This window comes from Oceanobacillus sp. FSL W7-1304 (genome assembly GCF_037969805.1).
Classification (GTDB): domain Bacteria; phylum Bacillota; class Bacilli; order Bacillales; family Amphibacillaceae; genus Oceanobacillus; species Oceanobacillus profundus.
This window is the reverse complement of record NZ_CP150211.1, coordinates 2,915,044-2,941,822: the sequence shown is the minus strand read 5'-3', so window position 1 is coordinate 2,941,822 and position 26,779 is coordinate 2,915,044. Positions and strand designations below refer to the sequence as shown.

General features: G+C 38.5%; 21 protein-coding genes. 3 read left to right on the top strand and 18 right to left on the bottom strand.

What is annotated here, in order from left to right:
• Window positions 1–291 precede the first annotated feature (291 nt).
• From NYE61_RS14830 to NYE61_RS14805, 6 genes are all read right to left on the bottom strand, one after another.
• On the bottom strand, window positions 292–1,284 hold the full coding sequence (locus tag NYE61_RS14830; RefSeq protein WP_095310335.1) for a tripartite tricarboxylate transporter substrate-binding protein: 993 nt from the start codon (window positions 1,282–1,284) through the stop codon (window positions 292–294).
• Window positions 1,285–1,751: 467 nt separating this feature from the next.
• Complete coding sequence (locus tag NYE61_RS14825; protein WP_303447023.1) at window positions 1,752–2,441, bottom strand: response regulator; 690 nt, start codon at window positions 2,439–2,441, stop codon at window positions 1,752–1,754.
• 30 nt (window positions 2,442–2,471) lie between these two features.
• Window positions 2,472–4,001: a sensor histidine kinase gene (locus tag NYE61_RS14820; RefSeq protein ID WP_339317496.1), complete on the bottom strand. Its 1,530-nt coding sequence runs from the start codon at window positions 3,999–4,001 to the stop codon at window positions 2,472–2,474.
• A gap of 296 nt (window positions 4,002–4,297) precedes the next feature.
• Complete coding sequence (gene acnA, locus NYE61_RS14815) at window positions 4,298–7,012, bottom strand: aconitate hydratase AcnA (protein ID WP_339317494.1); 2,715 nt, start codon at window positions 7,010–7,012, stop codon at window positions 4,298–4,300.
• Window positions 7,013–7,046: 34 nt separating this feature from the next.
• Window positions 7,047–8,186: a PrpF domain-containing protein gene (locus NYE61_RS14810; RefSeq protein WP_339315873.1), complete on the bottom strand. Its 1,140-nt coding sequence runs from the start codon at window positions 8,184–8,186 to the stop codon at window positions 7,047–7,049.
• Window positions 8,187–8,350: 164 nt separating this feature from the next.
• Window positions 8,351–9,244, bottom strand: a complete 894-nt coding sequence (locus NYE61_RS14805; RefSeq protein ID WP_095310328.1) for a LysR family transcriptional regulator — start codon at window positions 9,242–9,244, stop codon at window positions 8,351–8,353.
• Window positions 9,245–9,384: 140 nt separating this feature from the next.
• Between NYE61_RS14805 and NYE61_RS14800 the strand changes: the two genes are divergently transcribed.
• From NYE61_RS14800 to NYE61_RS14790, 3 genes are all read left to right on the top strand, one after another.
• Window positions 9,385–9,999 carry an RraA family protein gene (locus NYE61_RS14800; RefSeq protein ID WP_251660154.1) on the top strand — a complete coding sequence of 205 codons (615 nt, stop codon included), beginning with the start codon at window positions 9,385–9,387 and terminating at the stop codon, window positions 9,997–9,999.
• A gap of 309 nt (window positions 10,000–10,308) precedes the next feature.
• On the top strand, window positions 10,309–11,040 hold the full coding sequence (locus NYE61_RS14795; protein WP_339315867.1) for a LysM domain-containing protein: 732 nt from the start codon (window positions 10,309–10,311) through the stop codon (window positions 11,038–11,040).
• A 180-nt stretch (window positions 11,041–11,220) separates the two neighbouring features.
• Complete coding sequence (locus tag NYE61_RS14790) at window positions 11,221–12,054, top strand: metallophosphoesterase (protein ID WP_339315865.1); 834 nt, start codon at window positions 11,221–11,223, stop codon at window positions 12,052–12,054.
• Between the two features lie 122 nt (window positions 12,055–12,176).
• On the opposite strand, the gene NYE61_RS14785 is transcribed toward NYE61_RS14790, so the two are convergent.
• The 12 genes from NYE61_RS14785 to NYE61_RS14730 all read right to left on the bottom strand — a co-directional run bounded on the left by NYE61_RS14785 (window position 12,177) and on the right by NYE61_RS14730 (window position 26,726).
• Window positions 12,177–13,010: a carbohydrate ABC transporter permease gene (locus NYE61_RS14785; protein WP_095310324.1), complete on the bottom strand. Its 834-nt coding sequence runs from the start codon at window positions 13,008–13,010 to the stop codon at window positions 12,177–12,179.
• 6 nt (window positions 13,011–13,016) lie between these two features.
• Window positions 13,017–13,886, bottom strand: coding sequence for a sugar ABC transporter permease (locus tag NYE61_RS14780; protein WP_095310323.1), 870 nt, complete (start codon window positions 13,884–13,886; stop codon window positions 13,017–13,019).
• Complete coding sequence (locus NYE61_RS14775; protein WP_339315862.1) at window positions 13,883–14,974, bottom strand: ATP-binding cassette domain-containing protein; 1,092 nt, start codon at window positions 14,972–14,974, stop codon at window positions 13,883–13,885. Before NYE61_RS14775 ends, NYE61_RS14780 begins: the two co-directional genes overlap by 4 nt.
• 73 nt (window positions 14,975–15,047) lie before the next feature.
• On the bottom strand, window positions 15,048–16,352 hold the full coding sequence (locus NYE61_RS14770; protein WP_303447029.1) for an ABC transporter substrate-binding protein: 1,305 nt from the start codon (window positions 16,350–16,352) through the stop codon (window positions 15,048–15,050).
• A gap of 501 nt (window positions 16,353–16,853) precedes the next feature.
• On the bottom strand, window positions 16,854–17,681 hold the full coding sequence (locus tag NYE61_RS14765; protein ID WP_339315860.1) for an HAD-IIA family hydrolase: 828 nt from the start codon (window positions 17,679–17,681) through the stop codon (window positions 16,854–16,856).
• A gap of 328 nt (window positions 17,682–18,009) precedes the next feature.
• Window positions 18,010–18,600, bottom strand: coding sequence for a glycerol-3-phosphate responsive antiterminator (locus NYE61_RS14760; protein ID WP_118888300.1), 591 nt, complete (start codon window positions 18,598–18,600; stop codon window positions 18,010–18,012).
• Entirely contained in the window at window positions 18,593–21,214 is a 2,622-nt protein-coding gene (locus NYE61_RS14755) for a YfhO family protein (protein ID WP_303447032.1), read from the bottom strand. The genes NYE61_RS14760 and NYE61_RS14755 overlap by 8 nt, the downstream gene beginning before the upstream one ends.
• A complete protein-coding gene (locus NYE61_RS14750; RefSeq protein ID WP_095310317.1) occupies window positions 21,214–21,576 on the bottom strand; it encodes a GtrA family protein in 363 nt (120 codons plus the stop codon). Before NYE61_RS14750 ends, NYE61_RS14755 begins: the two co-directional genes overlap by 1 nt.
• Entirely contained in the window at window positions 21,573–22,592 is a 1,020-nt protein-coding gene (locus NYE61_RS14745; protein WP_339315855.1) for a glycosyltransferase family 2 protein, read from the bottom strand. The genes NYE61_RS14750 and NYE61_RS14745 overlap by 4 nt, the downstream gene beginning before the upstream one ends.
• A gap of 424 nt (window positions 22,593–23,016) precedes the next feature.
• Complete coding sequence (locus tag NYE61_RS14740; protein WP_303447034.1) at window positions 23,017–24,378, bottom strand: cyclic 2,3-diphosphoglycerate synthase; 1,362 nt, start codon at window positions 24,376–24,378, stop codon at window positions 23,017–23,019.
• A 354-nt stretch (window positions 24,379–24,732) separates the two neighbouring features.
• The gene (locus tag NYE61_RS14735) at window positions 24,733–26,220 is read right to left on the bottom strand and encodes a tripartite tricarboxylate transporter permease (RefSeq protein ID WP_339315853.1); all 1,488 of its coding nucleotides are present in this window, start codon (window positions 26,218–26,220) and stop codon (window positions 24,733–24,735) included.
• A 14-nt stretch (window positions 26,221–26,234) separates the two neighbouring features.
• Window positions 26,235–26,726: a tripartite tricarboxylate transporter TctB family protein gene (locus NYE61_RS14730; RefSeq protein WP_303447037.1), complete on the bottom strand. Its 492-nt coding sequence runs from the start codon at window positions 26,724–26,726 to the stop codon at window positions 26,235–26,237.
• Between the last annotated feature and the right edge of the window lie 53 nt (window positions 26,727–26,779).

Here is a 26,779-nt window from a genome sequence, read left to right as displayed (position 1 = left end):
CTGCACCACCTTTGGGAAAGAGCCAGTGAATCGTTATTCTGCCGGCTCTTTGTCCATATTTAATTGTTTAAGAGGATGTTCAAAAAGTCCGGTGAAAATGACACATCGAAAGCAGAAGATCTTCGACTAAGTACCGACACGTCCTGTGTCGAACGTCGAAGTCACCACATCCTGTAGAAGCTCGTTGGCTTGCTTTTCCGTTCCTCACGTATTAGTTGCATACTTTCCGGTACGGGGAGCTACGCCGCCTCGAACTTCTCGGTCCTTTTCATCCTCCTTTTGAACAGTATTTTAATTACCTAATCCTAATTCATCTAATAATGCCTTCATTTCTTTCTCTTGTTCTGTCAAGAAATCCACGTACTCTTCATGATCCATATACATTTCAGACCAACCATATTGTTCGCGAACTCCTGCCCAGCCTTCCGAATCATTTAACTCCTTAAACTTCTGCTCGTAATAATCCAGTGCTGCCTGGTCCATATCTGCTGGTCCAAAAAAGCCCCTCCAGTTAATGAATGAAGCATCGATTCCTTGCTCTATTGCTGTTGGGAAGTCTTCTAATACTTCACCAGTTAATCTCTCTTCCGATGTGATACCCAGAACCTTTATGTTTCCAGCTCTTACTTGTTCAACCGTTTCCGCTACACCTGTAGAAAATACTTCTACACTGCCATTAAGAAGCTGTGTCAGCGCTCCTCCATCTTGATCTGAAACATATTTAATCTTTGTAATATCAACCCCAGCAGCTTTGGCTACATGAACGAATTGAATGTGGTCCATGCTCCCTGGTGATGACGCTCCAACAACGGAAATGCTTTCCGGGTCCTTTTTCATGTCTTCAAACAACTCATTTAAATTATCCCATTCCGCATCTGCACTCACAGCAATTGCTGCATAATCAGCAATAAGGTTAGAAATAGGTGTAAAATCATTAAATGTATACTCAGATTGTCCATTAAGCGGGACTAATAGCAATGGTGGTGAGTTTACGAATAAATTATACGGGCTATCTTTACCGTGAATGTATGCCCAAGCAACTGCCCCGCCGCCACCTGGTTTGTTCACGACACCTAAGCCTTGATCGATAATTTCTTCCTCTTCAAAGATTTTAGCAGCCATACGTGCTGTTGTATCCCAACCACCGCCTGGACCTGCTGGTGCAACGATCTCAATCGTCTTCTCTGGTTCCCACGTGTCATCCCCCGATGCAGTAGAATCATTTGAGCATGCCGCGACAAATAATAAAATAAATACAGACATAACTGATAAAAACTTCTTCAATACGTTTCCCCCCTAGTTTTCGTTTATGAAAGAATATTAATTCTTTTCTGAATGAAATTATAACGCGCTCACAATAATAATGTAACCGTTTTCAAAATAATAAAATTAAAATATATTAAATTTATTCTGTTCATAAAGTTCACGGTGATTTATAAAAGACTTTTCGATGAGACGAGTAAGCACAGTCCCCAAGGTGTTGTTAATTTTACTGACCTTGACCTCTTCCTTTTCATTCTCCCTTTAGAATACGAACTTAAAATTCAGCTGTAGGTAAATGCTCCAAGTGAAATAAAGTTACTGCAATCCTAATTTTATCCCGTCTTAGTAAAATAAAAAGCCCCTTTTCCAAGAGGCGATTATTTTAAAAATTTGTATTCACCTATCTCTAGCGAATGTGTTAGCTTTTCTTATCCTTCGAACTTTGACTTTAGATTTTAATTGCGACGGATTCACGTCTTGCTAAAATTTTATACCTTCTTTACCTGCAAGATATTATATTTTCTTTCTGGTCTCCCAACAATTCCATACTCATGCTCTGCCGTTCCTTCCCCAGTAGAAATAATATATTCCAAATACCTTCTCGCAGTCGTTCGTGATGCTCCCATTCTCTCTCCCATTTCTTCAGCAGATATTCCACCTTCGATTGATTGCATGATTTTTTTTACCCGTTTTAATGTTAGTGGGTCAATTCCTTTAGGTATAACTTCACGTTGTTTCGTAGCTGACTTGGTAAAACCAATTAGCTGGTCAACTTCCTTCTGACTAATATCTGTTTTATTATCTAATATCTGTCTTCGTTTTTTATATTCCTCTATTGTTGCTGTAAATCGTTCTAATGATACGGGTTTAATAATATAATCAATAACTCCATTTCTTATCGATATTTCGACAAGCTCCTTATCTGTTGCCGCAGTAATCATAATCACATCAACAAGAGGGAAATCTTTTCTTAGTTCCTGCAAAAGATCGGTGCCAAGTTGATCCTGCATGTAAATATCAAGTAACAATAAATCAACAGGCTTGTCCTTTAATAATTGGAGTGTCTCTTTCCCATTTAACGCTTTACCAACAATTTCTATTTCTTCTATTCTTAAAAGAAATTTCTCATGAATGGATGCGACCCTAAAATCATCCTCCGCAATGGCAACTCGAATCATCTTTATGCCCCCTTAAGATTGAACAACCTCTTAAACAACATTTTTTACTTCCTTTGGAATAAAGATAGTAAAGGCAACCCCACCACTATTCTGAATTTGCAATTCGATTGTCCCATTTAATTCATCAACAATCTGTTTAACAATGGCCAAACCAAATCCTCTATTTTGTTCACCTTTTGTCGAGACTCCTCTTTTAAAAATATCCTTTCGAACCTCATCATTCATCCCAATTCCCGTATCAGCAACTTCAAATACAATATCATTTCCAATATCTGTTGCAAAGAAAGTGACTTCCTTACGCTCACTTTCAGACACTGCTTCAAAAGCATTGTCAAGAACATTACCTAATATGGTGATTAGTTTTGAAATATCAATACGCTTTGGCAGCGCTCTCAAATAACTGCTACGATCAATCGAAAATGTGATTCTCATTTCAGATGCTTTTCCTAATTTCCCAAGTAAAATAGCTTGGACTTTATGGTCATGAATCTGTTCGAACAATATTCGATTTTGATTACGATTGATGGCTGATTCCGCATGAATTAATTTAATCGCTTCGTCGTATTCCTTTAGCTGCAGCAATCCAGAAATCGCATAAAGCTTATTCGTATACTCATGTGTTTGTGCACGCAAATCCTCTGAGTACTTTCTAACCTCTGATAGTGTGTTAACCATTTCTGTCATCTCTGTTTTATCACGAAAACTTGAAACAACACCAACGATTTTTCCCTTTTCCATTATTGGCGTTCGATTAACGATGATGATTCTATCCTTTAATAAGAGCTCTTGATCATTTTCAATGATTCCGGATTCTAATACCTTGTACATTTGTGAATTTGGTATAACTGTTTCTATTGGTTGATGCTTGGATTCATCGGTAATTCCAAGAATTTTTTGTGCAGTGGTATTCATCATTGTGATTCTTCCATCTTCATCAATCGCGATTACGCCTTCTTTAATCGAATCGAGAATCGCATTTCGTTCTCGATATAGAGAACCAATTTCATGCGGTTCTAACCCTAAGGTATCCTTCCGAATGTTTCTGGCAAGGAATACACCACCAACGATTCCCAGTAGTAAAACGAATAATGCAGCTTGACTGTATTTAATTAAATTTTCAATTGTTGCTTCTCTAATATCTTCCAGCATAAAACCGACAGAGACAATCCCGATAATATTGCCATCATTATCAAAAATCGGTGCTTTCCCACGAAGAGATGGACCTAAAGATCCTACTGCTTCAGAAATGTAATACTCTCCGTCAATTAATGCCTGGTCATTGTCTCCGCCCACCATTTTTTGACCAATTTTCCATTCCTGGGGGTGTGAAAAGCGGATACTCTCCTTGTTTCCTACAATGATAAACTCTGCCCCCATTTCATTCCGTATTTGTTCTACAATTGGCTGAATAACTTGTGAGGGATTCTCATCATCAAATGCTTCTACTACCATTGGCATAAAAGAGACGGTTGTTGCAACTTGTAAGGCAAGCTGTCCCATATGTTCCTCTGTTTGCTCCGCTTCAAAATAGGAATAGATTCCTGTTAATGAAATGAAAATAAATAATAGCAGCGAAATAATAAGGGTAAGTAGTTTTGTTTGTAATGAGACTCTTATTTTCCGCTCAACTCCCTTCTACTATATAGCCAAAATTAATCGTTACTGTATTCCCATTTTACGCAGACACAGTAAAGAAAATCAAGCAAATTTCTGACTATTCAAAAGTGGATAAACAAATAAAAAATGCACTGTTCCCCTGGGGGATTAGTGCATTTTGATAGACGAACCACAGATTTATGACGCCCGAAGGCTTATTCTATATTCCATATAAGCGGGGAATGAAAAATAACAACGGATTAAAGATTCACTTTATCACGCAAAACCATTGGAAGTACGCCGCCATGCTGATAATACTTCATTTCCATGTCACTATCCAAACGAACAATAACTTGAAATTCTTTTTTATACCCATCCATACCTGTTGCCGTGACATAAATATGCTGACCTGGCTTTACATCGTCCCTTATATCAATATCGTATAGCTCATTGCCTGTTAATCCTAGTGTTTCGGCATTTTCATTTGGTTTAAATTGAAGCGGCAGCACCCCCATTAACGCAAGATTGCTTCGATGAATGCGTTCAAAGCCCTCCACTAAAACTGCTTTTATACCAAGAAGCTGGGTTGCCTTTGCAGCCCAATCACGTGAGCTTCCCATTCCGTAGTCAATTCCCGCAATAACGAATAAGCCAATTCCATCTTGCTTGTATTCCATGGCAGCATCATACGCTGGCATTACATCACCAGTAGGAAAGTATGTCGTATAGCCGCCTTCCTTCCCTGGGGCTAGCTGGTTTCTAAGTCGAATGTTGGAAAAGCCGCCACGAATCATTACTTCATGATTACCTCTCCTTGCTCCATATGAGCTAAAGTGATGGCGATCAACATTTTTGCCCAATAAGTATTTTCCAGCTATACTTTGTATCGGAATCCGACCTCCCGCAGGAGAAATGTGATCGGTGGTAATGGAATCACCAAGCTTAAGTAAAACGCGAAGACCTTGAAGTGGACGAATCCCGTTTGGTTCTCTTGATATATTTTCAAAGAATGGTGGATTTCTTAAGTATGTGGAGTCTTCGTCCCAGTTATAGAGCAGCCCTTCGCTTATTTCCAGCTTATTCCACGCATCACTTCCAGTAAATATGTTCTTATGGTGGTTCTCAAATAAATCAGGTGTAATCGTCTCCCTAATCTTTTGCTCGATTTCGAAATCGGTTGGCCAGATATCTTCCAAAAAAACATCATTGCCCAACTTGTCTTTGCCAAGTGAATCCGTAGTTAAATTTATATCCATTGTACCCGCTAATGCATAGGCAACAACGAGCGGCGGCGATGCAAGAAAGTTCGCTTTTATTAGTGGATGAATGCGTCCCTCGAAGTTCCTATTTCCCGATAGAACCCCAGCTACAATCAAATCCTTGTCTTCTATTACTTTTTCAACTTCCTCCGGTAGTGGACCAGAATTACCTACACAAGTTGTGCAACCAAAACCGACAAGATAAAAACCTAGTTTCTCTAGGGAATCTAATAAACCTGCTTTACGTAAATAATCAGGAACAACCTGTGATCCCGGTGCCAGACTTGTTTTGACGTAAGGTGGAACGATAAGCCCTTTTTCAACTGCCTTTTTTGCAAGTAATCCAGCTGCCATCATCACATGCGGATTCGATGTGTTCGTACAGCTTGTAATCGCTGCAAGGACAATTGCTCCTGTTTTTAAGATAGATGTTTGCCCTTCTTTATGATTGATCTTTGCCTCTCTATGAATCTCTGTTTCATTTAGCCCATACCCGTGATTACCAACCTCATGGACGAGCGCCTTTATAAATGAATCTTTTACTTCGGATAATCGGTTTAAATCTTGAGGACGTTTTGGACCAGCTACATATGTCTCTATGCTTGTCAGGTCAAGCTCAATAACCTCTGAATAACTAGGAGCATTGGCATCATTTGTATAAAAAAGCCCATTCGCTTTACAGTATGCCTCTACAAGTTCCACTTGTTCCTCGGTTCTGCCAGACAATCGCAAATAATCAAGCGTTTTATTATCTACTGGAAAATAGGTGATGGTCGCCCCATTTTCCGGTGACATATTGGCAACCGTTGCCCTATCCGCTACGGACAAACTGTTAAGCCCTTCCCCAAAAAATTCAACAAATTTGCCAACTACGTTTTTCTGACGAAGCAGATTTGTAATATAAAGCGCTAAATCCGTTCCCGTCGTCCCAGGTGATAACTTACCTTTTAAACGAATACCGATTACTTCTGGCAATGGGAAAAAGGATGGCTGACCTAACATCGCTGCTTCTGCTTCAATTCCGCCAACACCCCAGCCAACAACACCAATCCCGTTAATCATTGGTGTATGGGAATCTGTACCTAAACACGTGTCTGGATATACAAGACGCTTATCCCCATCTACTACAGAATATACAACCGAGGCAAGGTGTTCCAGATTTGCCTGATGAATAATTGCTGTTGATGGTGGGATAGCCCGAAAGTTGTTTATCGCGTGTGTGGCCCACTTAAAAAATTTATAACGCTCCAAATTTAATTCAAACCCACGGTTCACATTGTATTGCAGTGACCCCCTTGTACCAAATCTATCCACCTGCTCCGCATGGTCAATGACAAGGTCGACTGGTATTTCAGGATTTATCTTTTCCGGATCTCCTCCTATCTCTTTCACCGCTTTTCTCAACGAAGCGAGATCAACAATGACCGGAACGCCGGTAAAATCCTGCAATACGATTCTCGATGGCATAAAAGGGACAACGGCATTTCTCTGACTGTCCCTTTCTCCCCAATTGGCTAGATTTTCAATATGTTCTTGTTGAATAACCTTCCCATCATATTTCCGTAAAACAGACTCCAGTAAAATTTTAATTGCATAAGGCAGTTTGGAAATATTGCCAATACCAGCCTCTTCCAGCGCTTGCAAACGATAATAATGATAGTTCTTTCCATTAGCAGTAAAGGACGATTTTGCCTTGTAAATATCATTGTCTTTCAGCTCCAGCATGCTGTTACCTCCACTTCTTTCTTCATTATTCAGGAATGTACAAATCCCCTTTAATAATTCTCCTCGCGGTTCGTTCTAGTCCAACATAAGCGATATCCAGTTTATCTTTATACCTGGCAACTTTTACGTTGGCGACTCCCTCGGGGTGTCCAATACGAATAATTCGTTCATGATTATTGTCTGGCTCCCTCGTAAAACGATTGACAATGGTTCCTGGCAACATAGCTGCAGCAGCGATACAATAAAGTCCACTTCCTGCAAACGTACGATGAAAAGCACCCATGGAAAGCATTTTTGCAACTAGGTCAACATCATCTGCCTTGATAAGCTCCCCCTCCTGTGTCACATAATCCTGTGGCTCTGTTACGATAGCTATTTTCGGTACAGATGGGGCTTGTTTTGCAATAGCAATAGTCGCTGCCATTCCAGATACTACTGCCATTTTGGAGCGAATGGTCTCTATTTCATCTAACAACGCTTTGTTACTCGCCAATTCACGATTCGGCTCTACTCCGGTTATTCCTAGATCCTTCGCTTGTACAAATACAAATGGATTGACTGCATCAGCAAAGGTTACATCGTAGCTTTTCTCCTCTGTTTTTAATGCGTATACTGATCCAAGTGGCAATGTTCTTCCTGTCTTTCCTCCACCAGGGTCAAGGATGCTTATTACGAATTTTGCTCCTGGCTGGCTTAATCCAGGAACCATGTAATCTCCAGCTACCTTTGCCTTTCCATTTATTACAGGAACATTTATGGTGAGTACGCGCTTAATATTTGTGTTAAATACCTTCACATCTATCTGATTAGCATGAGGCTCCACATCAACTAAACCTTCATCAACAGCATAGGCACCGACAGCAGCCATCAGGTTCCCACATGTCCCTTTGTCATCTACAAGCTCTTCACCAATCCCAATCTGGTAAAAAGTATAATCTACATCAATCTCATTATGATTTGACTTGGAAATAACACATACTTTGCTTGAATGCGATGTCCCACTTCCTAGCCCATTAATCTGCGAAGGATTATAGGCATCAATTCCAGACATAAATATTTTATATTGAAGCTTTCTCTCCTCTGGTAAATCCTCCTTGTTAAAAAATATCCCTCGACTTGTTCCACCACGATAAACCGCACAAGATACCCGAAACTGAGAAATCATGACCACTCCTATCAATGTTTGATAATTCAATCTATGTTTATATTAATTTAAACTCAGTAATAATTAAAATACTGATATTTTATGGATAGCTATTTGTTTTTTGGATAGCTGTTACAAATACTTTCCTAAAAAAATGAACCAAACTCGTCCACTATAAGTCTGGTTCATCTTTCTTCATATATTTTTCCATTCATATCTTGGGTATCAAGATCTTCTATAAATGCAACAAATGCTTTGATCACATTTAATTCTAGTGATTCATCATGGTAAAGCATCCATGTTTTCCTTAATAAAGCTTCTCCTTCTTTATCTGTTAAGCTAATCTTATAGATATCTTCCATTCCGTTCAGTATCATGCTAGGCATGATGGCATACCCTAGGCCATTTGCTACCATTTCCTTACACGTATCAACTTGGTCAACCTCCATCGTAATGAATGGCGGTTTTAAATATGTTTTTGTCCACCATTCTTCAATCAAAGACTTGAGCAAGCTATCTGTTTTATAATCAATTCTTGGTAGATTAGGTAGATCAGCAATATCTAATTCCTTCGCTGAAGCAATACATAACTGTTCTTCAAATAATAGCTGTTTCCGACCAAGCCACGGATAATCGCCTCTTACAAACGCAATATGTACATCCTTGTTATATAACGCATGAAACATGTCCCGACTCCACCCTGTCGTTACTTGAAAATCAACGTTTGGGTACCTGTCTTTAAAAAGTTTCAGCAGCCTTGGAAGCTTGTACTTTGTAAAAAAATTGGATACACCGAATTTAATGGTGCCCACTACCTCACGATCCATGTTTGCTATATTTTCCTTTATCTCCTGTATCTTCAGCAGCATTTCTTCTGCGCTCTTTGCTAAATACTCTCCTTGAGGGGTAAAATTCACGCCCCTTCTTTCTCTAGTTACAATTTTGATGCCAAATTCCTTTTCGAGCTGTTTTAACCGACTAGAAAATGCCGGCTGTGAAATATATAAACGCTGTGCCGCTTTGGTAATATTTTTCGTTGCATAAAGATGCCTTAAAATTAACCAATCTTGACTCCGCATATCGCAACTCCTCCACCTTTTTTGCTATTCATTTTTATTATGGTTGATAATACGATTTTAGTATTTTACGAACTATTGCTAGTATACTATATTTTAAGAAAGTGATTAATTTCAAGTCTGCATTATCAGGAGGTAATCGGGTGGAGAGTATTCTTGAACAATTTAGCCGTATTCCAACAACTTGTATATCTGACGCAATGAATGGACTTAATAATCTACATTCATCAATTAAACCGTTAAAAACAAATGATAAATTAATTGGCAGGGCATACACTGTGAAGATGCCTGTCGGTGATAATGTTGCCGTTTTAAAAGCAATTAGAACAGCAAAAGCTGGAAATGTCCTCGTAGTCGACGCCAAGGGTGACACGTACCGCGGAATTGCTGGTGACTTTGTAATCGGTATGGCAAAAACCCTTAGCCTTGGTGGATTAGTGGCTGATGGGGTTATTCGCGATTTAGAAGGCAGTAAAAACCTGGAGTTTCCTGTCTTCTGTAAAGGAACGACCGTTGCAGCATGCGGTAAAGCAGGCGGAGGGACAATTAATGTACCCATTTCGTGTGGTGGAACAGCCATTAATCCTGGTGATATTATCGCAGGTGATGCTGATGGTGTCGTTGTTATTCCAAGACCAATAGAACAAGACGTATTAAAAGAGGCGTTAAAAAAGCTGGAGTTAGATAATGAACGTGCTAAGAATATTTTAGGAAATCCAGAAGCTGTAAAAAAATATTTAAATGACGTATTATCTTAGAGTACATGGAGGCAGGTGAACTGCACCCAATTGGGGTCACTGTTAGAAGCCCTTTAAAAGCATCCTATATACAGATAAGTATTATTTATTGTCCTATTCAAGAATTGATTGAATTTTATTATTGACCCTAAACTTGGTGCTATACAATTAGCACCAAGTTTTTTCATCACCATAAGTGAGCGACCATAAAATTCCCCATCATTTTTCCTCGCATCTCCAAGCACCCACCCACACAATTTGAATAAACTATAATCACACCTAATTCAATTTTATTACAGTTGAATATAAACAAAGGAGTGAACGTGTAAGATGAATAATCTTTTTTACCATACCGTTCAACCAGGCGATAATTACTGGTTATTGGCATATCGATATCAAACAACTGCAGAAGAAATTTTTGCTGTTAATCCTGGAATAAACCCCAACTATCTGCATATCGGACAAAAAATTTCGATACCAGTCGCACACTCGCCCAACCAGCAAGTACGACCAGATCATTGTATAAGCCAGGCAGAGGTTGATTATCGAAATGATATGCGAAGTCTTTGGGAGGAACATGTCGCATGGACGAGAATGGCCATTATTAGTCTTACATTTAATTTGCCAGATATCGATTTTGTCCTCACACGTCTGCTGAGAAATGCGACAGACATGGGTAATATGATTCGCCGCCTATACGGGGATGTTGTTGCGGAAACGTATGGCAACTTAATTAAAGAGCATCTTCTAATTGCGGCAGACCTTGTCAAGGCAGCAATAGCCGGTGATGAGCAAGCAGCAATGACAGCAGAACAAAAATGGTACGCAAACGCAGATGAAATTGCTGTATTCCTAAACAGCATTAATCCTTATTTAACAGAAGAGGCAGTCCGCGAAATGTTTTATCACCATTTAGACTTAACAAAACAAGAAGCGGTAGCGATGATTAACAAAGACTATCAAAAGGATATCGAAGTATATGATGAAATTGAGAAACAAGCAAGACATATGGCGGATACAATCTCCGATGCGATGGTGAAAGCTTATCCAAGTGTGTTTTAGATGTTTACAAACCATCTTAGATAGAGTAAGCAGATAATATAATCCTCTTACTCTATTATGGATGATACTGTTTCAGAACAATGCTTTGCGATTTATTTTAAGCAATCTTAACAGTCTCTCCAATCTCCGTTAATATTTCACTGGCATAATGGAGTTATTAACAATAAGGAGAGGATACATTTGAGAATTGCTTTTATTGGAGATTTACATTATCCATCTATGATTGGTAAAAATGAGAAAGTAAAAGAAGCTAGGGATGCATTCTATGCTAAATTTCTTCATACTTTTTTTGAAATAGAAGCTGACTACTATGTTTCCATTGGTGATTTAACCAACTTTGGCAGAGAAGATGAACTGCGCGAAGTCTATGAAATCATTCGTAAATACGATAAACCTTTTATTCACACATTTGGCAACCATGACCTATACGGCGTCTCAAGAGATGAAGTTCTAAACATTTCTAACAGCGAACAAAATATTTCAATTGCAACAGATGACGTAATCATTATCTCCTTGGAAACTGCCCGGGACCATGATCACGAAGATTATAGTGGTTACGTAAACGATAAGCAATTACAATGGCTGGAAGCCGAAATTGCAGAGAGTGAGGATAAGCTTGTGATAATCTTTGCTCACCATCCGGTTTACGATACAACAGCAAATTCTAATTTCCCTTACTTATCCATTCAACCTGAAGTACCAATTCTTGACGTTTTGCGTAAGAAGAAAGGAAACGGTATTTACATAAACGGCCATAATCACAAAGATTCCATTGAAACAATAGATAACTGGACATTTGTTCAAGCAAATGCTGTACTCGATGATCAAAGTATCCGCATATTAGAAATAAATGATAACGAAATTTCGATTCAATCGCCTCATGTCGCAAGTCCAGAATTAAGAGGTATGGCACAACTAATTGGTTCCAATATTAATCATTTCCAATTGAATCCACTAGGTATGGGTACTACACCTAACCGTGAAAAGTTGATTAAAAGAAATTTATATGTTTAAGAATACGAAACAAGGGCCTTTACTGGAGGGTCCTTTTTTTCTGGAATGGAGACTTATATTTAGCACCTCCTTTCTTCTTCTCCCCAAACGAAAAAAGAATGAGCCACAAGCCCATCCTCCATTCATTTAACTCCCGTATACGTAAATGCTCTAATAATATGGCGCTGTGCAAAGAAGAAGATTATTAAAATCGGGATGACGAGAATAACGTTACCCGCCATTAAAATATTCCACGCAACACCGCCATCCACCTGCCGCAGTTGTGCAATTCCAACAGGAAGGGTACGTGCACTCTCTGTAGTTGTCATAACAAGCGGCCAGAAATAATCGTTCCAATGCGTAATGAAATTGAATAAGCCCAATGTAATCAACGTTGGTTTTGCCATTGGCACCATAATCTTCATCATAATCTTGAAATCAGTTGAATTGTCCAAACGTGCAGCCTCTAATAATTCTTCTGGGACTTGTTTAAACGTTTGCCGCAGCATGAAAATCCCGAACGCGCTTGTAGCAAATGGCAGAATCAAGCCCCATAAGGTATCAAGAAGACCCCAGTCACTTAAATTTAAAAACACTGGCAAGAAAATAAGCTGGGCCGGAATCATCATTGTCACCATGACTAAGCTAAACAGCACATTTTTGAAGCGAAATTCATACCTTGCAAATGCATATGCTGCAGGAATAACGGTAATAAACTGAAAGATTAAAATTCCAACCGATACAAGGACACTATTCATAAAGTATTGTAAAAATGGTCCAGAATTCCATGCTGATACAAAGTTCTCCCAAATGAGTTCATCTGGAATCCACTTTGGTGGGAACACCATTGTTTCTCCCAATGTTTTTAAACTCGTGGAAATCATCCAAATAAAAGGCATAGCGAAGATTGCAACCATTATAATTAAACCAATCACATTTAGTATTTTTAAAGGCAAGGATGTTTTCAAAGTACGCATTCCCTTCTATTGATAGTGAACTCTTTTACTTAGAACTTTAAAATAAAGCAACGTTAAAATACTTAAAATGACTAATAAAATAACACCGGCTGCTGATGCATAGCCAATTTTAAAGAATATAAAGCCGTTTTCATATATGTAGTATACAAGCGTGTTTGTCGAATTAAGCGGTCCACCCTTTGTAATAATGCTGATCGTTTCAAAAACCTTAATGGAGTCCAAAATCCCTATAATCGTTAAGAAAAATAAGCTAGGCGATAACATTGGAAAAGTGATCTTTGCAAATCGCCGCCAGGGTGGTGTACGATCTAAGGCAGCTGCTTCATATAAATGCTTTGGAATACTTTGCAGGCCAGCTATAATGATTAACGTAAAATAACCGATGTTTTTCCACACTGCTATAATAATTAGCGAAGACAAGGCCGTGTTGGGATCTGTCAGCCACGGAACCTTTTCTAATCCGACTAAACTTAAAACCCAATTTAATAAACCATAGTCAGCATCCATTATCCACATCCATAGCATCGCAATGGATACAAGCGAAATAATATGCGGACTGAATACAGCCCCTTGGACAAAGCTGTACATCCAGCCTTGCTTATTCAACCAAATAGACATTAGCAACGCAAGGCTAATTGAAAATAAAACGGTAAAAAATGTATACATCAGCGTATTGCGAATTACCTCTAAAAACATAGGGTCGGACAGCAAATCTTTAAAATTCCCGAGACCAACAAATGTTTTATCGGGGCTAATAAAGTTCCAATCATGAAAACTTAAGTAAATCATATAAAAAATTGGTTGAATGAAGAATACTAGAAAAACAATAATGGCGGGCGCAACAAAAAAATATGGGCGCCACTTCGCTGATCTCATACGAGCACCTCTCCTCTTACCTCTCGGGCAGGAGTCTGAAAAGGAATATCCTCTACAAAAACCCGATTACCTTGCGTATCAAAGTAATACAATTTATCCATTGGAATGGTGATATCAACTTTTTTCGTTTCTACTAATGGGGCTTGGAAGCTTTTCACTTGAAACTGCCCTGCATCACTATTCACCAAATATAGTGTTTCCGAACCCAGTGTTTCCATTGTAATTATTTCACATGAGAGATTTATTCCAGAAGCAGCTAGCTTCTCCACTTGCATAGCTGCATGCTCTGGGCGAAAACCTACATAGGAAATACGCTCATCTGTAATCGTTCCAGTTTTTTCTTCTACCATTGACTTTGACAGAATGTTCATCGATGGTGTACCGATAAAATTCGCTACAAATTGATTCGCCGGGTTATGATATACTTCCATCGGTGCTGCCTGCTGCATAATATGACCTTTATCTAAAATGACAATTTCATCTCCCATCGACATTGCTTCTACCTGATCATGGGTTACATAGATAAAAGTTGTTCCCAAGCGTTTATGTAACTGGATTAATTCCGTTCGCATTTGCCCGCGTAATTTCGCATCTAAATTGGATAATGGTTCATCAAATATAAAAACATCTGGTTTTTTCACCATTGCCCGTGCTAACGCTACACGTTGTCGCTGTCCACCAGATAAGTTTTGTGGCTTCATATCCAAGTATTCGGTAAGGTCCACAACCTCAGCTATTTCTTCTACCATTTTTTTCCGTTCCGCTTTTGGTATTTTCATATTTTCCAAGCCAAATTCAATGTTGCCTCTTACAGACATCGTTGGATACAACGCATAGTTTTGGAAGACCATCGAAATACCTCTTTTTCCAGGTGCCACATCATTTACTAACTGATCTCCAATCCAAATTTCACCTGAGGAAACTTCTTCTAAACCGGCGATAATTCTCAATGTCGTCGATTTACCACATCCAGAAGGACCAACCAAAACAGTAAATGAGCCATCTTGGATTTCCAAATTCATATCCTCAATCACCTTTTTATTATTACCATACGCTTTCGATACATTTATTAATTGAATTTTAGCCATGATATTACTCCTTAAAGTTAAAATTAATTCATAGGAACGTGACAGGAAATACCACGTTCCTATGTAAAAACAATTATTTAATCACATTTGCTGAACGTTCTGCTGCTTGGTCTAACACGTCCCCAGCTTCCAAACTTGGATCAAGCATTAAACGTTGAATTTCTTCAATAAGAATTTTCACTACTTCAGGATACCCTTCAATCATTGGACGAGCATTCCCATATTGCAATTGATCTACTGCAACTTTAAATTGTGGTTTTTCTTCATAAAGCTCTTGCATCGTGTCTGACTCCACTGCTGAAAGTCTGCTTGGTAAATATCCAGTATACTCACTTGCATAAGCAGTTTGTTCTGAAGCAGTCATGAATTTAATGAACTCCCATGCAGCTTGCTGTTTTTCTTCATCCAACCCAGAAGTCATTACTAAATTCGCCCCACCAGTTGGAACACTGCGTTGTTCATTCTCAGGGAACATAATCGTTTCTAATTCATAACCATTTTCTTCCGCTAACTGCAACATTAACGTTAAGTCAGCTGTAGAAGAGAAATACATTCCTGCACGGCCAGTAGCAAAATCCTGTCTCGCCATATCAGCTGCTTGTAGTGGTTCTCCGCCTGGAACACGCATTGTTCCAGCTTCCACCATTTCCTTCCAAAGGTTAAGTGCTTCCACTCCACCTTCTCCGTTAAAAGCAATCTCATCATTTTCGTTAACCATTTCTCCACCAGCTTGAGCAACAAATGCTTCATAGAACCAAATATCTACCGGCATTGAAATTCCAACATGCTCGTCGTCTGTTAAGTTTTCAGCTGCTGATTGAAAATCTTCCCACGTTTGGATAGATGCTGGATCAATCCCTTTTTCTTCAAACATTGTCTTATTAATATAAACAATTGGTGTACTTCTTAAGTAAGGAAGACCATAAAGCTTGTCATCCACATAGGAGTTCCCCATTAAACCAGGATTAAAGTCATCCATATCAATTTCATCTGCGTCTTCTTCAACAAAGGCTGTTAAATCTTGGGTCATACCAGATTTTGCAAATGTTTCAATCGAAGCAATTTCATTTTGTGTTACTTCCGGAGCGTTACCAGCTGCAAATGCTGCTTGCGTCTTTGAATGCAGCTCATCATAGCTACCTTGGAATTCAGCAGTAACGTGTATTTCGTCCTGCATTTCATTAAATTGCTCTACTAGATTTTCATTGTTTTCTCCAATCTTATCTCCCCATGCATACCAATACGTAATTTCAATTGGACCATTACCTTCAGATTCTGACCCTGAGTCCCCACTCGAACCCGTGGCCTCACTATTACCACAAGCTGCAAGTACAAGTATCATTACAGTAAACATTAATAAATAAGATAGCTTCTTCATTTTTCATTCCTCCATGTTTTAAATTAGAATTCTATTTACCTATTAGAGGTTGTTCAAAAAGTCCGGTAAAAATGACACATCGAAAGCAGAAGATCTTCGACTAAGTACCGACACGTCCTGTGTCGAACGTCGAAGTCACCACATCCTGTAGAAGCTCGTTGGCTTGCTTTTCCGTTCCTCGCAAAAGAAAAACACTTTTCCTGCGTGCAAGAACGTCTGCTCACGTATTAAACCCATACGTTCCGCTACTCAAAGCTACGCCGCCTCGAACTTCTCGGTCCTTTTCATCCTCCTTTTTGTACACGCACTATTAGTGATACTTATTTCTTCCATGACCCCCTCCACTTCTTATACTAAAAAAGACCCCAAAATGGATATATATGCATACCCACATATATCCTATTTTGAGGTCTCTCTAATCGCACCATGAATGTATTCACTTTACAATTTCAACTATATCAAACTACTATTAATTAGATTTGAAGCGAATGTTAACTTTTATTAAAGATGTTGTTCAAAAAGATGGCTTTTTTCTAAAGGTAATTCGAATGCAAACAGCTCAGATAGGTTCTCTATCACATAATCAGGTTTGATTCTCGATTTAGGAATATCCTGTTTACTTACTACCCCGGTTAGCACAAGACATGTCGCAAACCCGTGAGCTTGTCCAAGCATAATATCTGTCTCCAACCTATCTCCAACAATCAAAATCCGATTGGGGTCTGTCTCACTTATCTCCAGCAATCTGTCTGCATAATAATGAGTTGGCTTTCCAATAATTTGGTCGATCGCTCTACCGCTAGCGACCTCAATTGCCTTTGCAAAGGTCATCGTATCCGGTATATATCCATTCGGGACGGGGCAAATCGGATCGGGATTTATCACAATAAGCTTAGCTCCTTGATAAATTGCATTCATTGCATGTTGAATTCTATCATAGGAAAAAGCTCGGTCATGTCCAACTAAAACATGGGTTGCTTTAGCTGGTTCATCGATTGTTTCAATACATTGACGATGCAACTCCGCCTTCACCTGATCATCGCCAACAACGTAAACCCTCGCTGCTGGATACTGTTCCTTAAAATATAGACCCGCTAAATAAAGAGCAGTTACTACTTCCTCCAGCTGAATGGTGAGGCCGAGTCTTTCTAAACGCTCCTTACATTCCTCTCTTGATAGGTTCGAGGAATTTGTAATAAAGCGAACCTTCTTTCCGTTGCTTCGTATGTATTCGAGTGTTTCCACAGCTCCCGGCAATAGCCTATCTCCAACGTAAATCGTACCGTCTAAATCAAAACTATACACATCATAATCTTCAATTTTAATCACATGTTCTCTCCTTTTTTGGCAAGTAGGAAAGTATATAACTTTTCTGCTTGCATAAGTGCAACTAAGGCAATCGCCTAAGAGCTTGGTGTCTGCCAAGTTTTCTAAGATTTTGAATGAAGAAATTTTGTTTCCCAACACCTCCATAAAAAAGAGACCACAAATAATATAAATGCCATAGACAGCATTCAATATTTGTGGTCTCTCTTCATTTGCACCAATAAACTATTCACTTCACACCCAATTGTAACGTATAAATACTAAATCATTGTGAAGAAGAAGTTAATTTTGCGTATAGTTTGGAGTGAACAGCCTTTTCTTTGGCTCAATTTTATAATTGGTTCAAGTCCAACTTCCACATTTCCGGGTTAGACGTTGATACAGCAGCAGCTCCATGATCAAATGCACTTTTGGCATGTTCCGGTAAGGACAGAAGCCCTCCAGTAATGATAGGAACAGGTGATATTTTAGATAGTTTTTCAATAAAGTCCGGTGCCCTGCTCGGCATTAATTCAATTATATCAGCTTGAATATTACGAGGGTCCTGAACAAGGTGGAGGTAGACATCAGTATCGATTAGAAATACACGCTGAACAACGAATAACCCTGCCTTTTTGGCTCGTTTAATAATTCCCTGATTCGTTGAAACAATTGCAGTTGGCTTTACATATTTTTTCACAAAGTCGATCCCATCCTTGTCCATTTCAAGACCACCTATTCGTTCTACATGTAAAATAACAGGGAGTCCGTTTTTTTGAAGAAAATCGACATAGCGCTTCACGGTTAAAATCGTACCTGTCATTAATAATGCCGCGCCTAAATTATGTTTGTATTTTACTACTTTTTCTATATACTTTGGCTCTTTTAAGGCAGCAACCATTTTTTTCTTTTGTAAGTTCTCGAGTAAGATAGTTTCATTCATGTGTGTCGATTTCTCCTTTATCATTGTTGCTGTAATCTACCGGTTCCCTTTTCTCCCTATAAAAGAGAAAGCCAAGCACTCCAACCCCTAAAACAGTCATTCCGACTGTCCAGCCAAAATACGGAGGATAGTAGGTCATCTCAATCTCATTACCTCCAACTTCTAATGGAATGCCGATAAACGCATAGTTAACTTTTTCGATTGGCACTTTGTCACCATTTATTTTCAAGCTCCAACCCTTCTCATATGGAATAGGAGTTACAATCATTTCAGCTTTCTCTTCGCTAGTAACTTCCCCCTTCACAAGGCCATTTTCCCATTTTAAAGGTAAGGCTTCCTCCTCGTCGTATCGTTCATGAACTTCACGCAACACCATATAATCCTCATGGAAAATCTGCAAATTCTTTAAGCTGTAATTCCCCTTTGGAAGCTTTAATTTAACGGTGTCATCCGCTTCAACTCGAATCGTAAGGTCATTGATATTCGTCTGATAAATGGAATCAGACTCTTTTCTTAACGTTTGGTAGTCATTCACCTCTAATAGAAACTCATCTTGTTTTCGAATCCCGTCAATATAAAAGGACACATATAGATCTCCATTTTTTATTGGATGATTGAGGGAAATATCGAGCCCACCACCATCTTCCACTACACGAAGCTTCTCTTCATCATAAGTTGCATTTACTGCTTGAATCGAGTAATCATCAATCTCGGTAGCCTCTAATTGTTCAGCTGAATTATTATTGCCCTCTTCCACAATTACTCCTGAGAGCATCGCGTGTTCCCGTTTTAACACAGGCTCCTCCAGCAATTCATTTGCATCATACCTTACATTGGTTTTCCGAAAAGATGGAAGCAGTAATTGATTTTCGTAAGCTGCGTAATGCTCACTATCCAACAATGGCATGAATCCATATGGCACAGTCTTTGTTTCTTTTCCTCTCATATAAAACTGTCCATCAAATAGACTCATAAGGTTAGTTCTATCTCCAAGTGTTGCATATCTGCTCACACTTTCCCGGTCCATACTAATCTCAGCATAGTGATAATAGAAAAAAAGCAGATTATCATTTAATATACTCGAATATACGCTCATCCCATCATAGTCTTGGACAATTGGTGTATTGTTTCGCATCGGTACCATCCAATCAATTCGACTATGCTCGGTATCTTTATTTTTCTTCATTTCTTCAATGAGCTGTCGTTGTTCTGAAGAATTGTAGATGTCCGAGTTTAACAAAACCGATTCACTAGCCAATTCCCCATCTTTGGGAGGAGTCATTAATCTTACTGCTTGAAACAAATTTGCTGAAATGACCATAATCAAGATAATACTAATAGAAATCGCCGTTTTATTCCTTCGTAAAAAGAAGATAATAACGAAACAAGCAGATGCGATCGGGATTATCCAATCAAATGTTTGATCAAATGAATACGTATCATATTCGATAAAGGCAATAGCCAAAAGGGTATAAGCAACAACACCAATCGCAACATCTTTTGCTTTTACTTCCTTGATATGTTGGAAAACAAACGCTGCTACTCCTCCAAAAGCAAGGCAAACGATATATTCCCAGCGATTCTGTGGTGCCGAAAAACCGTTAAACATACTTCCAACATAAGGAACAAAGTGGATAAACGTTCCCATTATTGATATAGCAGCAAAAAAGCGAAAAATAGGGTATTTATAAAACCGAATAAAACAAAGCATCATGACAATAAAAATGGGCAAGAAAAGCACTCGGCTGTCAAACAAAATATTATCGGTAAAATCCAATAACGGAATTATATCCGTATATTCCGGACGATAATTTCCCAAATATGCAGCGATACTCGGAATAAATGCGAACCCACTAATTAGAAATCCAATCAACCCTAAATAACAATATTGTATGATTTGCTTTACTGGACTCTCTTCATTTTTATGAAACTTGATTACAAATCGAAGCAAAATATAAAAGAATGCTAAAAGGAAGTTTACATAAGCAAAATAGAAATTGGTAATGAGATTTGCTGCTACACTAACTACAAAAACTCCCTTGGATTCTTTCTGTATTATTTTCTCCACACCGATTAGTAATAAAATCAACCAAAACATCGCGTCAGTGAAGAAATCCCAATACATTGCATGCCTGAAATACAGAACATTTGTCGCGTAAACAATCGCGCCTAACAATGCAGGTGCAAGTCGAAAATTTATTTTTTTAAAATAGATAGTAGTGATAACGATGATTGCCGCAAGCTTCGCAATACTCACTGGTAAAATTGCTGAAGCCCAGAATGCTAAATCTGGATGATTAATAATATGTAACGTTTCCAATATAAAAATAAAAGCAATATGAAAAATGAAAAAAATATTAGTCGTGTAATAGTAGCTGAGTTGGGAATAAAATCCACCCCCAAGACCAAACGAATCCGAATAAAAGAAATTACCGCTCGTATATTCATCATAAATAAATTTTTTGAATGGAATCATCTGGGAAAGCCCATCATTATAGCCTGTCATAAGAATGCCTTCTTCTTTTTGAACGATAAAAAATAGATGGCATACTATTGAAATAATTAAAGCAGCGACGACAATAATCATCCATTGCTTCCTATTTTGCTTTTGCATTAATGTAAAATTCTCCTCGTAACGAAAAATGTAACTGGTACTGTGAAAACGACCGCAAAAATTGGCGCAAATGTATTTGGGATATTCCATAGCTCAACTAAAATAAGGAGTAATAACGCTTGTACACCGATGTTAACAACTTGAGTAAGCGGGAACATCAAAAATGATTTTAATGACGGCTTCACTTTATATGTAAAATAAACGTTCAAGAAATAGGAAATGTACATACTGATGATCGTTGCTGCAATATGACTTGATAAATAATGCACACCCAATATCTGTATTAAAATTAAATAGATAACATAATAATGGATTGTATTCATTATCCCCACAAAGACAAAACGGACAAATTCTTTATTCATGAACTCACTTTCTCTTTTTCCTGTTTTTCTGATAATCCCCACGTTCGTGTTGATGGCATAATAGCTCTTACTTCTAAATCCGATCTCCGTGCATTACTTTCATCAATAATATAGTGTGGGCGTTTTTTCGTTTCATTGTAAATCCGACCAATATATTCCCCAATAATTCCCAAACAGAATAATTGAACACCGCCGAGAAAAAGAATTGCAGAAATCGTTGTAAAATATCCCGGCACATCCACACCATTCCATACAATAGAAACAAACGTTATAAGAATATATATAAATGAGATCAAAATCGTAAAGAGTCCTAAATAACAACACAATCTTAATGGTTTCGTGTTAAATGAAAGCATGCCATCCAATGCATATGTAATGAGTGAAGACAGCTTCCATTTGCTTTCTCCTTTTTTGCGGATTACATTTTCATACGTAACAGTGGTTTGGGATAAGCCTATCCAAGAATAGAGACCTTTCGAAAAACGATTCCCTTCACTCAACTTCAGAAGCGCGTCTACCGCTTTCCTACTTAACAAACGGAAATCTCCTTCCCCATCTTGGAGATTGACTGCACTCCATTTATTCATCATCTGGTAGAAGCTTCCCGTGAGGAATTGGCTAAACTTTGATTCGCCTTTTCGATTGCGCTTCGCAATTACCTGGTGGTAGCCTGCCTCGTGCCCTTTTATTAAAGATGAGATCAAATGGGGTGGGTGTTGTAAATCAGTATCCATAATAATGACAGCTTCCCCCCTCGCATGCTCTAACCCAGCATACATTGCCGCCTCTTTACCAAAGTTCCGAGAGAAAGAAACATATCGTACATTATCAGCGCAATATGTAAGATGTTTGATTTTTTCTAACGTGTCATCCGTACTGCCATCATCAATAAATAAAAACTCAAAGGAGTAACATAAATTCTTCGTTTCTGAGGTCAACTGGTCATACAACTCATGAATATTTTCCCCCTCATTATACGCAGGGAGTAAAAATGTAACTAACGGCTTTGCCTTCACTTTACAAATCCCCTTTAGAATTGGATCCTCACAAGAATCATCCAACATACTTTATCTTCAAATTGTACAGGTTAAATATTGAGGAAATATATAGTTAGTTTAAATTATTTGTAAATGACTTCAAGCGAACAGCGTTAAATGGAATTGTTCCGAACACTCCATACGATATTCCATGTAACACTTTTTCTTTGTATTCTACTGACGGTTTATATAAATTTTACAGACCGAAAGCCTACGGGTACCTAAGTTTCTCTTTACTACTAAGAACTGATCTGCAGCAGATTTCCTTATTATTAGTAAACCTGGCATTCGCCAAGTCTTTAGGCGAATGCCTATTTGCACTTATGCAGTTAGAAAATTTTTATACTTGCTTATCTGACAATAAAAGACTAGCAACATTTGTCGCTAGTCTTTACCCATCTGTCTAATACGCCGATTGTTTATCATTCACCAGTTTATGCTCTTCAATAAAATCTTCTAATACACCATTCAAATTCGGCCCTTCCACTTCGTCTAAATCGTAATATACACGGGTAGACGGCTTGTTAATGGAAATAACACGTGTTAAATCGATTGGGGTTCCGATAATTACTGCATCACAGTCAGCATTATTAATCGTTTTTTCCAGATCCTTTAATTGCTGGTCACCATACCCCATCGCCGGCAGTACGTTTTCAACATGCTGATATTTCTTAAATGTGTCTTGCAGTGTACCAACAGCAAATGGACGTGGATCAATGATTTCAGCAGCACCTAAACGCTCTGCTGCAACTGTTCCTGCACCAAGCTTCATTTCCCCATGCGTAAGTGTTGGGCCATCTTCCACGACCAACACACGTTTTCCAGCAATAAGTTCTGGTTTATCAACCGTAATTGTCGATTCAGCTTTAATAATCGTGCTGTTTGGACTTGCAGCTTTGATATTATTTTCTACAATTTCAATAGCTTCTTCTGATGCACTATCCACTTTGTTAATGATGGACACATCAGTTGTTCGCAGACACACTTCACCTGGATAATACTTCAGCTCATGTCCCGGGCGATGTGGGTCCAAGACTGTAACAGCTAAATCAGGCTCAAAAAAGGAAAAGTCATTATTTCCCCCATCCCATAAAATCACATCACAGCCATCAGGGTCATTTTCTGCCGCTGCCAATATCTCTGCATAATCAACGCCGGCATACACGATGTTTCCACGTGAAACATGTGGCTCATATTCTTCCATTTCTTCAATTGTGCAATGATGTTTCTTCAAGTCTTCAACAGACGCAAAGCGTTGCACACGCTGCGCATTTAAATCACCGTAAGGCATTGGATGTCTCACCGCAATAACTTTTAAGCCCTGTTCTAATAATGTTTCAATAATTTTTCTGGACGTTTGACTTTTTCCTGTTCCTGTTCGTACAGCACAAACCGAAATGACCGGCTTTTTACTTTTTAACATCGTGTTATTCGGACCGAGCAATTTGAAATCAGCACCTGCTGCATTCACAATCGCCCCGATGCCCATCACTTCTTCGTAACTAATATCACTAAACGCAAAAATACATTCGTTTACCTGTAACTCTTTAATCAACGCTGGTAATTGGTCCTGTGAATAAATCGGAATTCCATTCGGATAGAGTTCTCCCGCTAATTCACTCGGATACTTTCGTCCATCAATGTCTGGAATCTGCGCTGCTGTAAAAGCAACAACGTTATATGCTTCATTATCACGATAATACGTATTAAAATTATGAAAATCTCTTCCGGCCGCACCTATAATAATTATATTCTTAGTTTCCATGCAATCTCTCCTATAATTACATCAAGTTGTTATAATTATAACTAATAATGAATATTTATACAATGGTGTTTATAAAAATTGTTAGATAATTGTTTTCTATAATTAATATCCCCCTATAGAAAGGTGGTTTCTATAGGGGGATATTATATGATTTGTAGGAATACTAACTATTTCAATCAAAGTCTCTTTAAACTACGTGTCAAAACTAGGCTTTGAGATTCCTTCACTGACTATATCTAATAACTCGGATCAAACTCCCACTGAACAGCATTCCCTTATCATGTTTTTTTACTGATTTATAGTAAATTTATTCTACCATCTGATAACGAAAACCGTTATACCTTACTCTTATATTTACCCCCTACGCTTACGCAATTGACGTACAATCGGAAAGACAAATGTAAGGCCAGCTATAATTAACAAGGTCAAAGCAATTGGGTCATATACAAATACCATTAAACTACCATTTGAACTTGTTAATGACTGCCTAAATGAATCCTCCATCATCCCACCTAGAATAAACGCTAAGATTAATGGTGCGGCTGGGAAAGCAAACAACCGCATCAGAAACCCGATTATTCCAAATAGCAATAACATGTATAAATCAAATGTATTAAAGCTTATCGCATACACACCAACTGTACTAAACATGATTACTAAGGAAATCAAGAGTGGACGTGGTATCAATAATATCTTTGCCAAATATGGAATTAAAGGTAGATTTAATAATAGAAGAAAAACATTTCCTATATACATACTTGCAATAATACCCCAGAAAATTTCTGGACGATCTGTCATCAGTAATGGACCAGGCTGTACGCCCAAAACAATAAAGGCACCCAGCATAACAGCAGTCGTTCCCGAACCAGGAATACCAAGGCTTAATAGCGGTACAAAAGCACCACTAGTTGCAGCGTTGTTAGCTGTTTCCGGTGCCGCGAGGCCTCTTATGGATCCCTTTCCGAACTCATCCGGTTTTTTGGAGAGTTTTTTCTCTGAAATATAAGCAATAAACGAGGAAATCGTTGCTCCTGCTCCAGGTAAAACACCAATAATAAATCCTAAAAAGGATTGCCTTGTCATCGGGCCCTTCATTTCATTAATATCGTCCTTTGATAGACGTAAGCTGCCAATTTTATGCGCATCATTCATGTTTAAATCTTTTCGATTAATAATTAATGTACACACTTCAGCTAAAGCAAATAAGCCTAGTGCAATAACTAGAAAGTCAATCCCCTCAAGTAAATTAATATTTCCAAACGTAAACCGCTGTGTACCTGTTTGTGCGTCTATCCCAATCGTGACAATCATAAATCCAATAACAGCAGAAAGCAGTGCTTTTATTGTAGAGCCTTCCGATAAACTGGATATTGCAGTTAGCCCCATTAACATCAGTGCAAAGTATGCCGGTGGTCCAAAAGCCACCGCTACACTGGAGAGTGCAGGAGCCAAAAGCATCAATAAGATTACACTAACCGTCCCGCCAACAAATGATGCGATTGCTGAAATTGCTAATGCTTTTCCAGCTTTTCCTTGTTGCGCCATCGGGTAGCCATCAAAGGCTGCTGCAACGGTTCCAGCCACTCCTGGTGCATTTAATAATATAGACGAAGTTGACCCACCATACATCGCTCCATAATATACCCCAGCCATCATGATCAGCGCGGCGGCAGGGTCCATTCCAAATGTAATTGGAATCATGACAGCAATAGCAGTTATAGGGCCTAATCCAGGAATCATACCAATAAATGTACCTACCACAACACCAATTGCGACGAACATGATTGCTTCTAGACTTAATGCCGTTTGAAATCCAGTTAAAATTCCTTCTATCGATCCCATTCGTTATGGCCTCCTTAAAGCGGTAAAATCCCTTGTGGCAAACTAATTTTCAAAAATTCTGTAAACATAAGGTATATAATTACTGGAAATACAATGGAAACGATAACATTGGTAATATGCTTTTTATAGCCTAAAAACCAAGAACAAAAAAAGATAAATAATGCCGTCATTATAACGAAACCTAATATTTCCAGAAACAGAACATACACAAATAAAAAGGCAAAAACGATCACTATAGCGAGAAGATCCTTCTTCGGTATATTCCTCCTCTGTTTCTGCTCATCTGTTTCAGAATCCTTTGCGAAAAATAAAACAATTGATAATCCAACCAAAATCCAGCCTAACACCGTCGGGATAATATCTGCGTCAATTTCTGTATAAGGGTAGGATGGAAGCTGGTAAGTCAAGATAAGATATACGATACCGATAATAAACAAGGTTACACTAATACGCTGATTTAAAGTCTTCAGCATTTCACCACCACCAATCATTAGAAAACTTGGCATTCGCTAAACTTTGCGAATGCATTAATTACACTTATCGAGAAAGAAATGTGGAC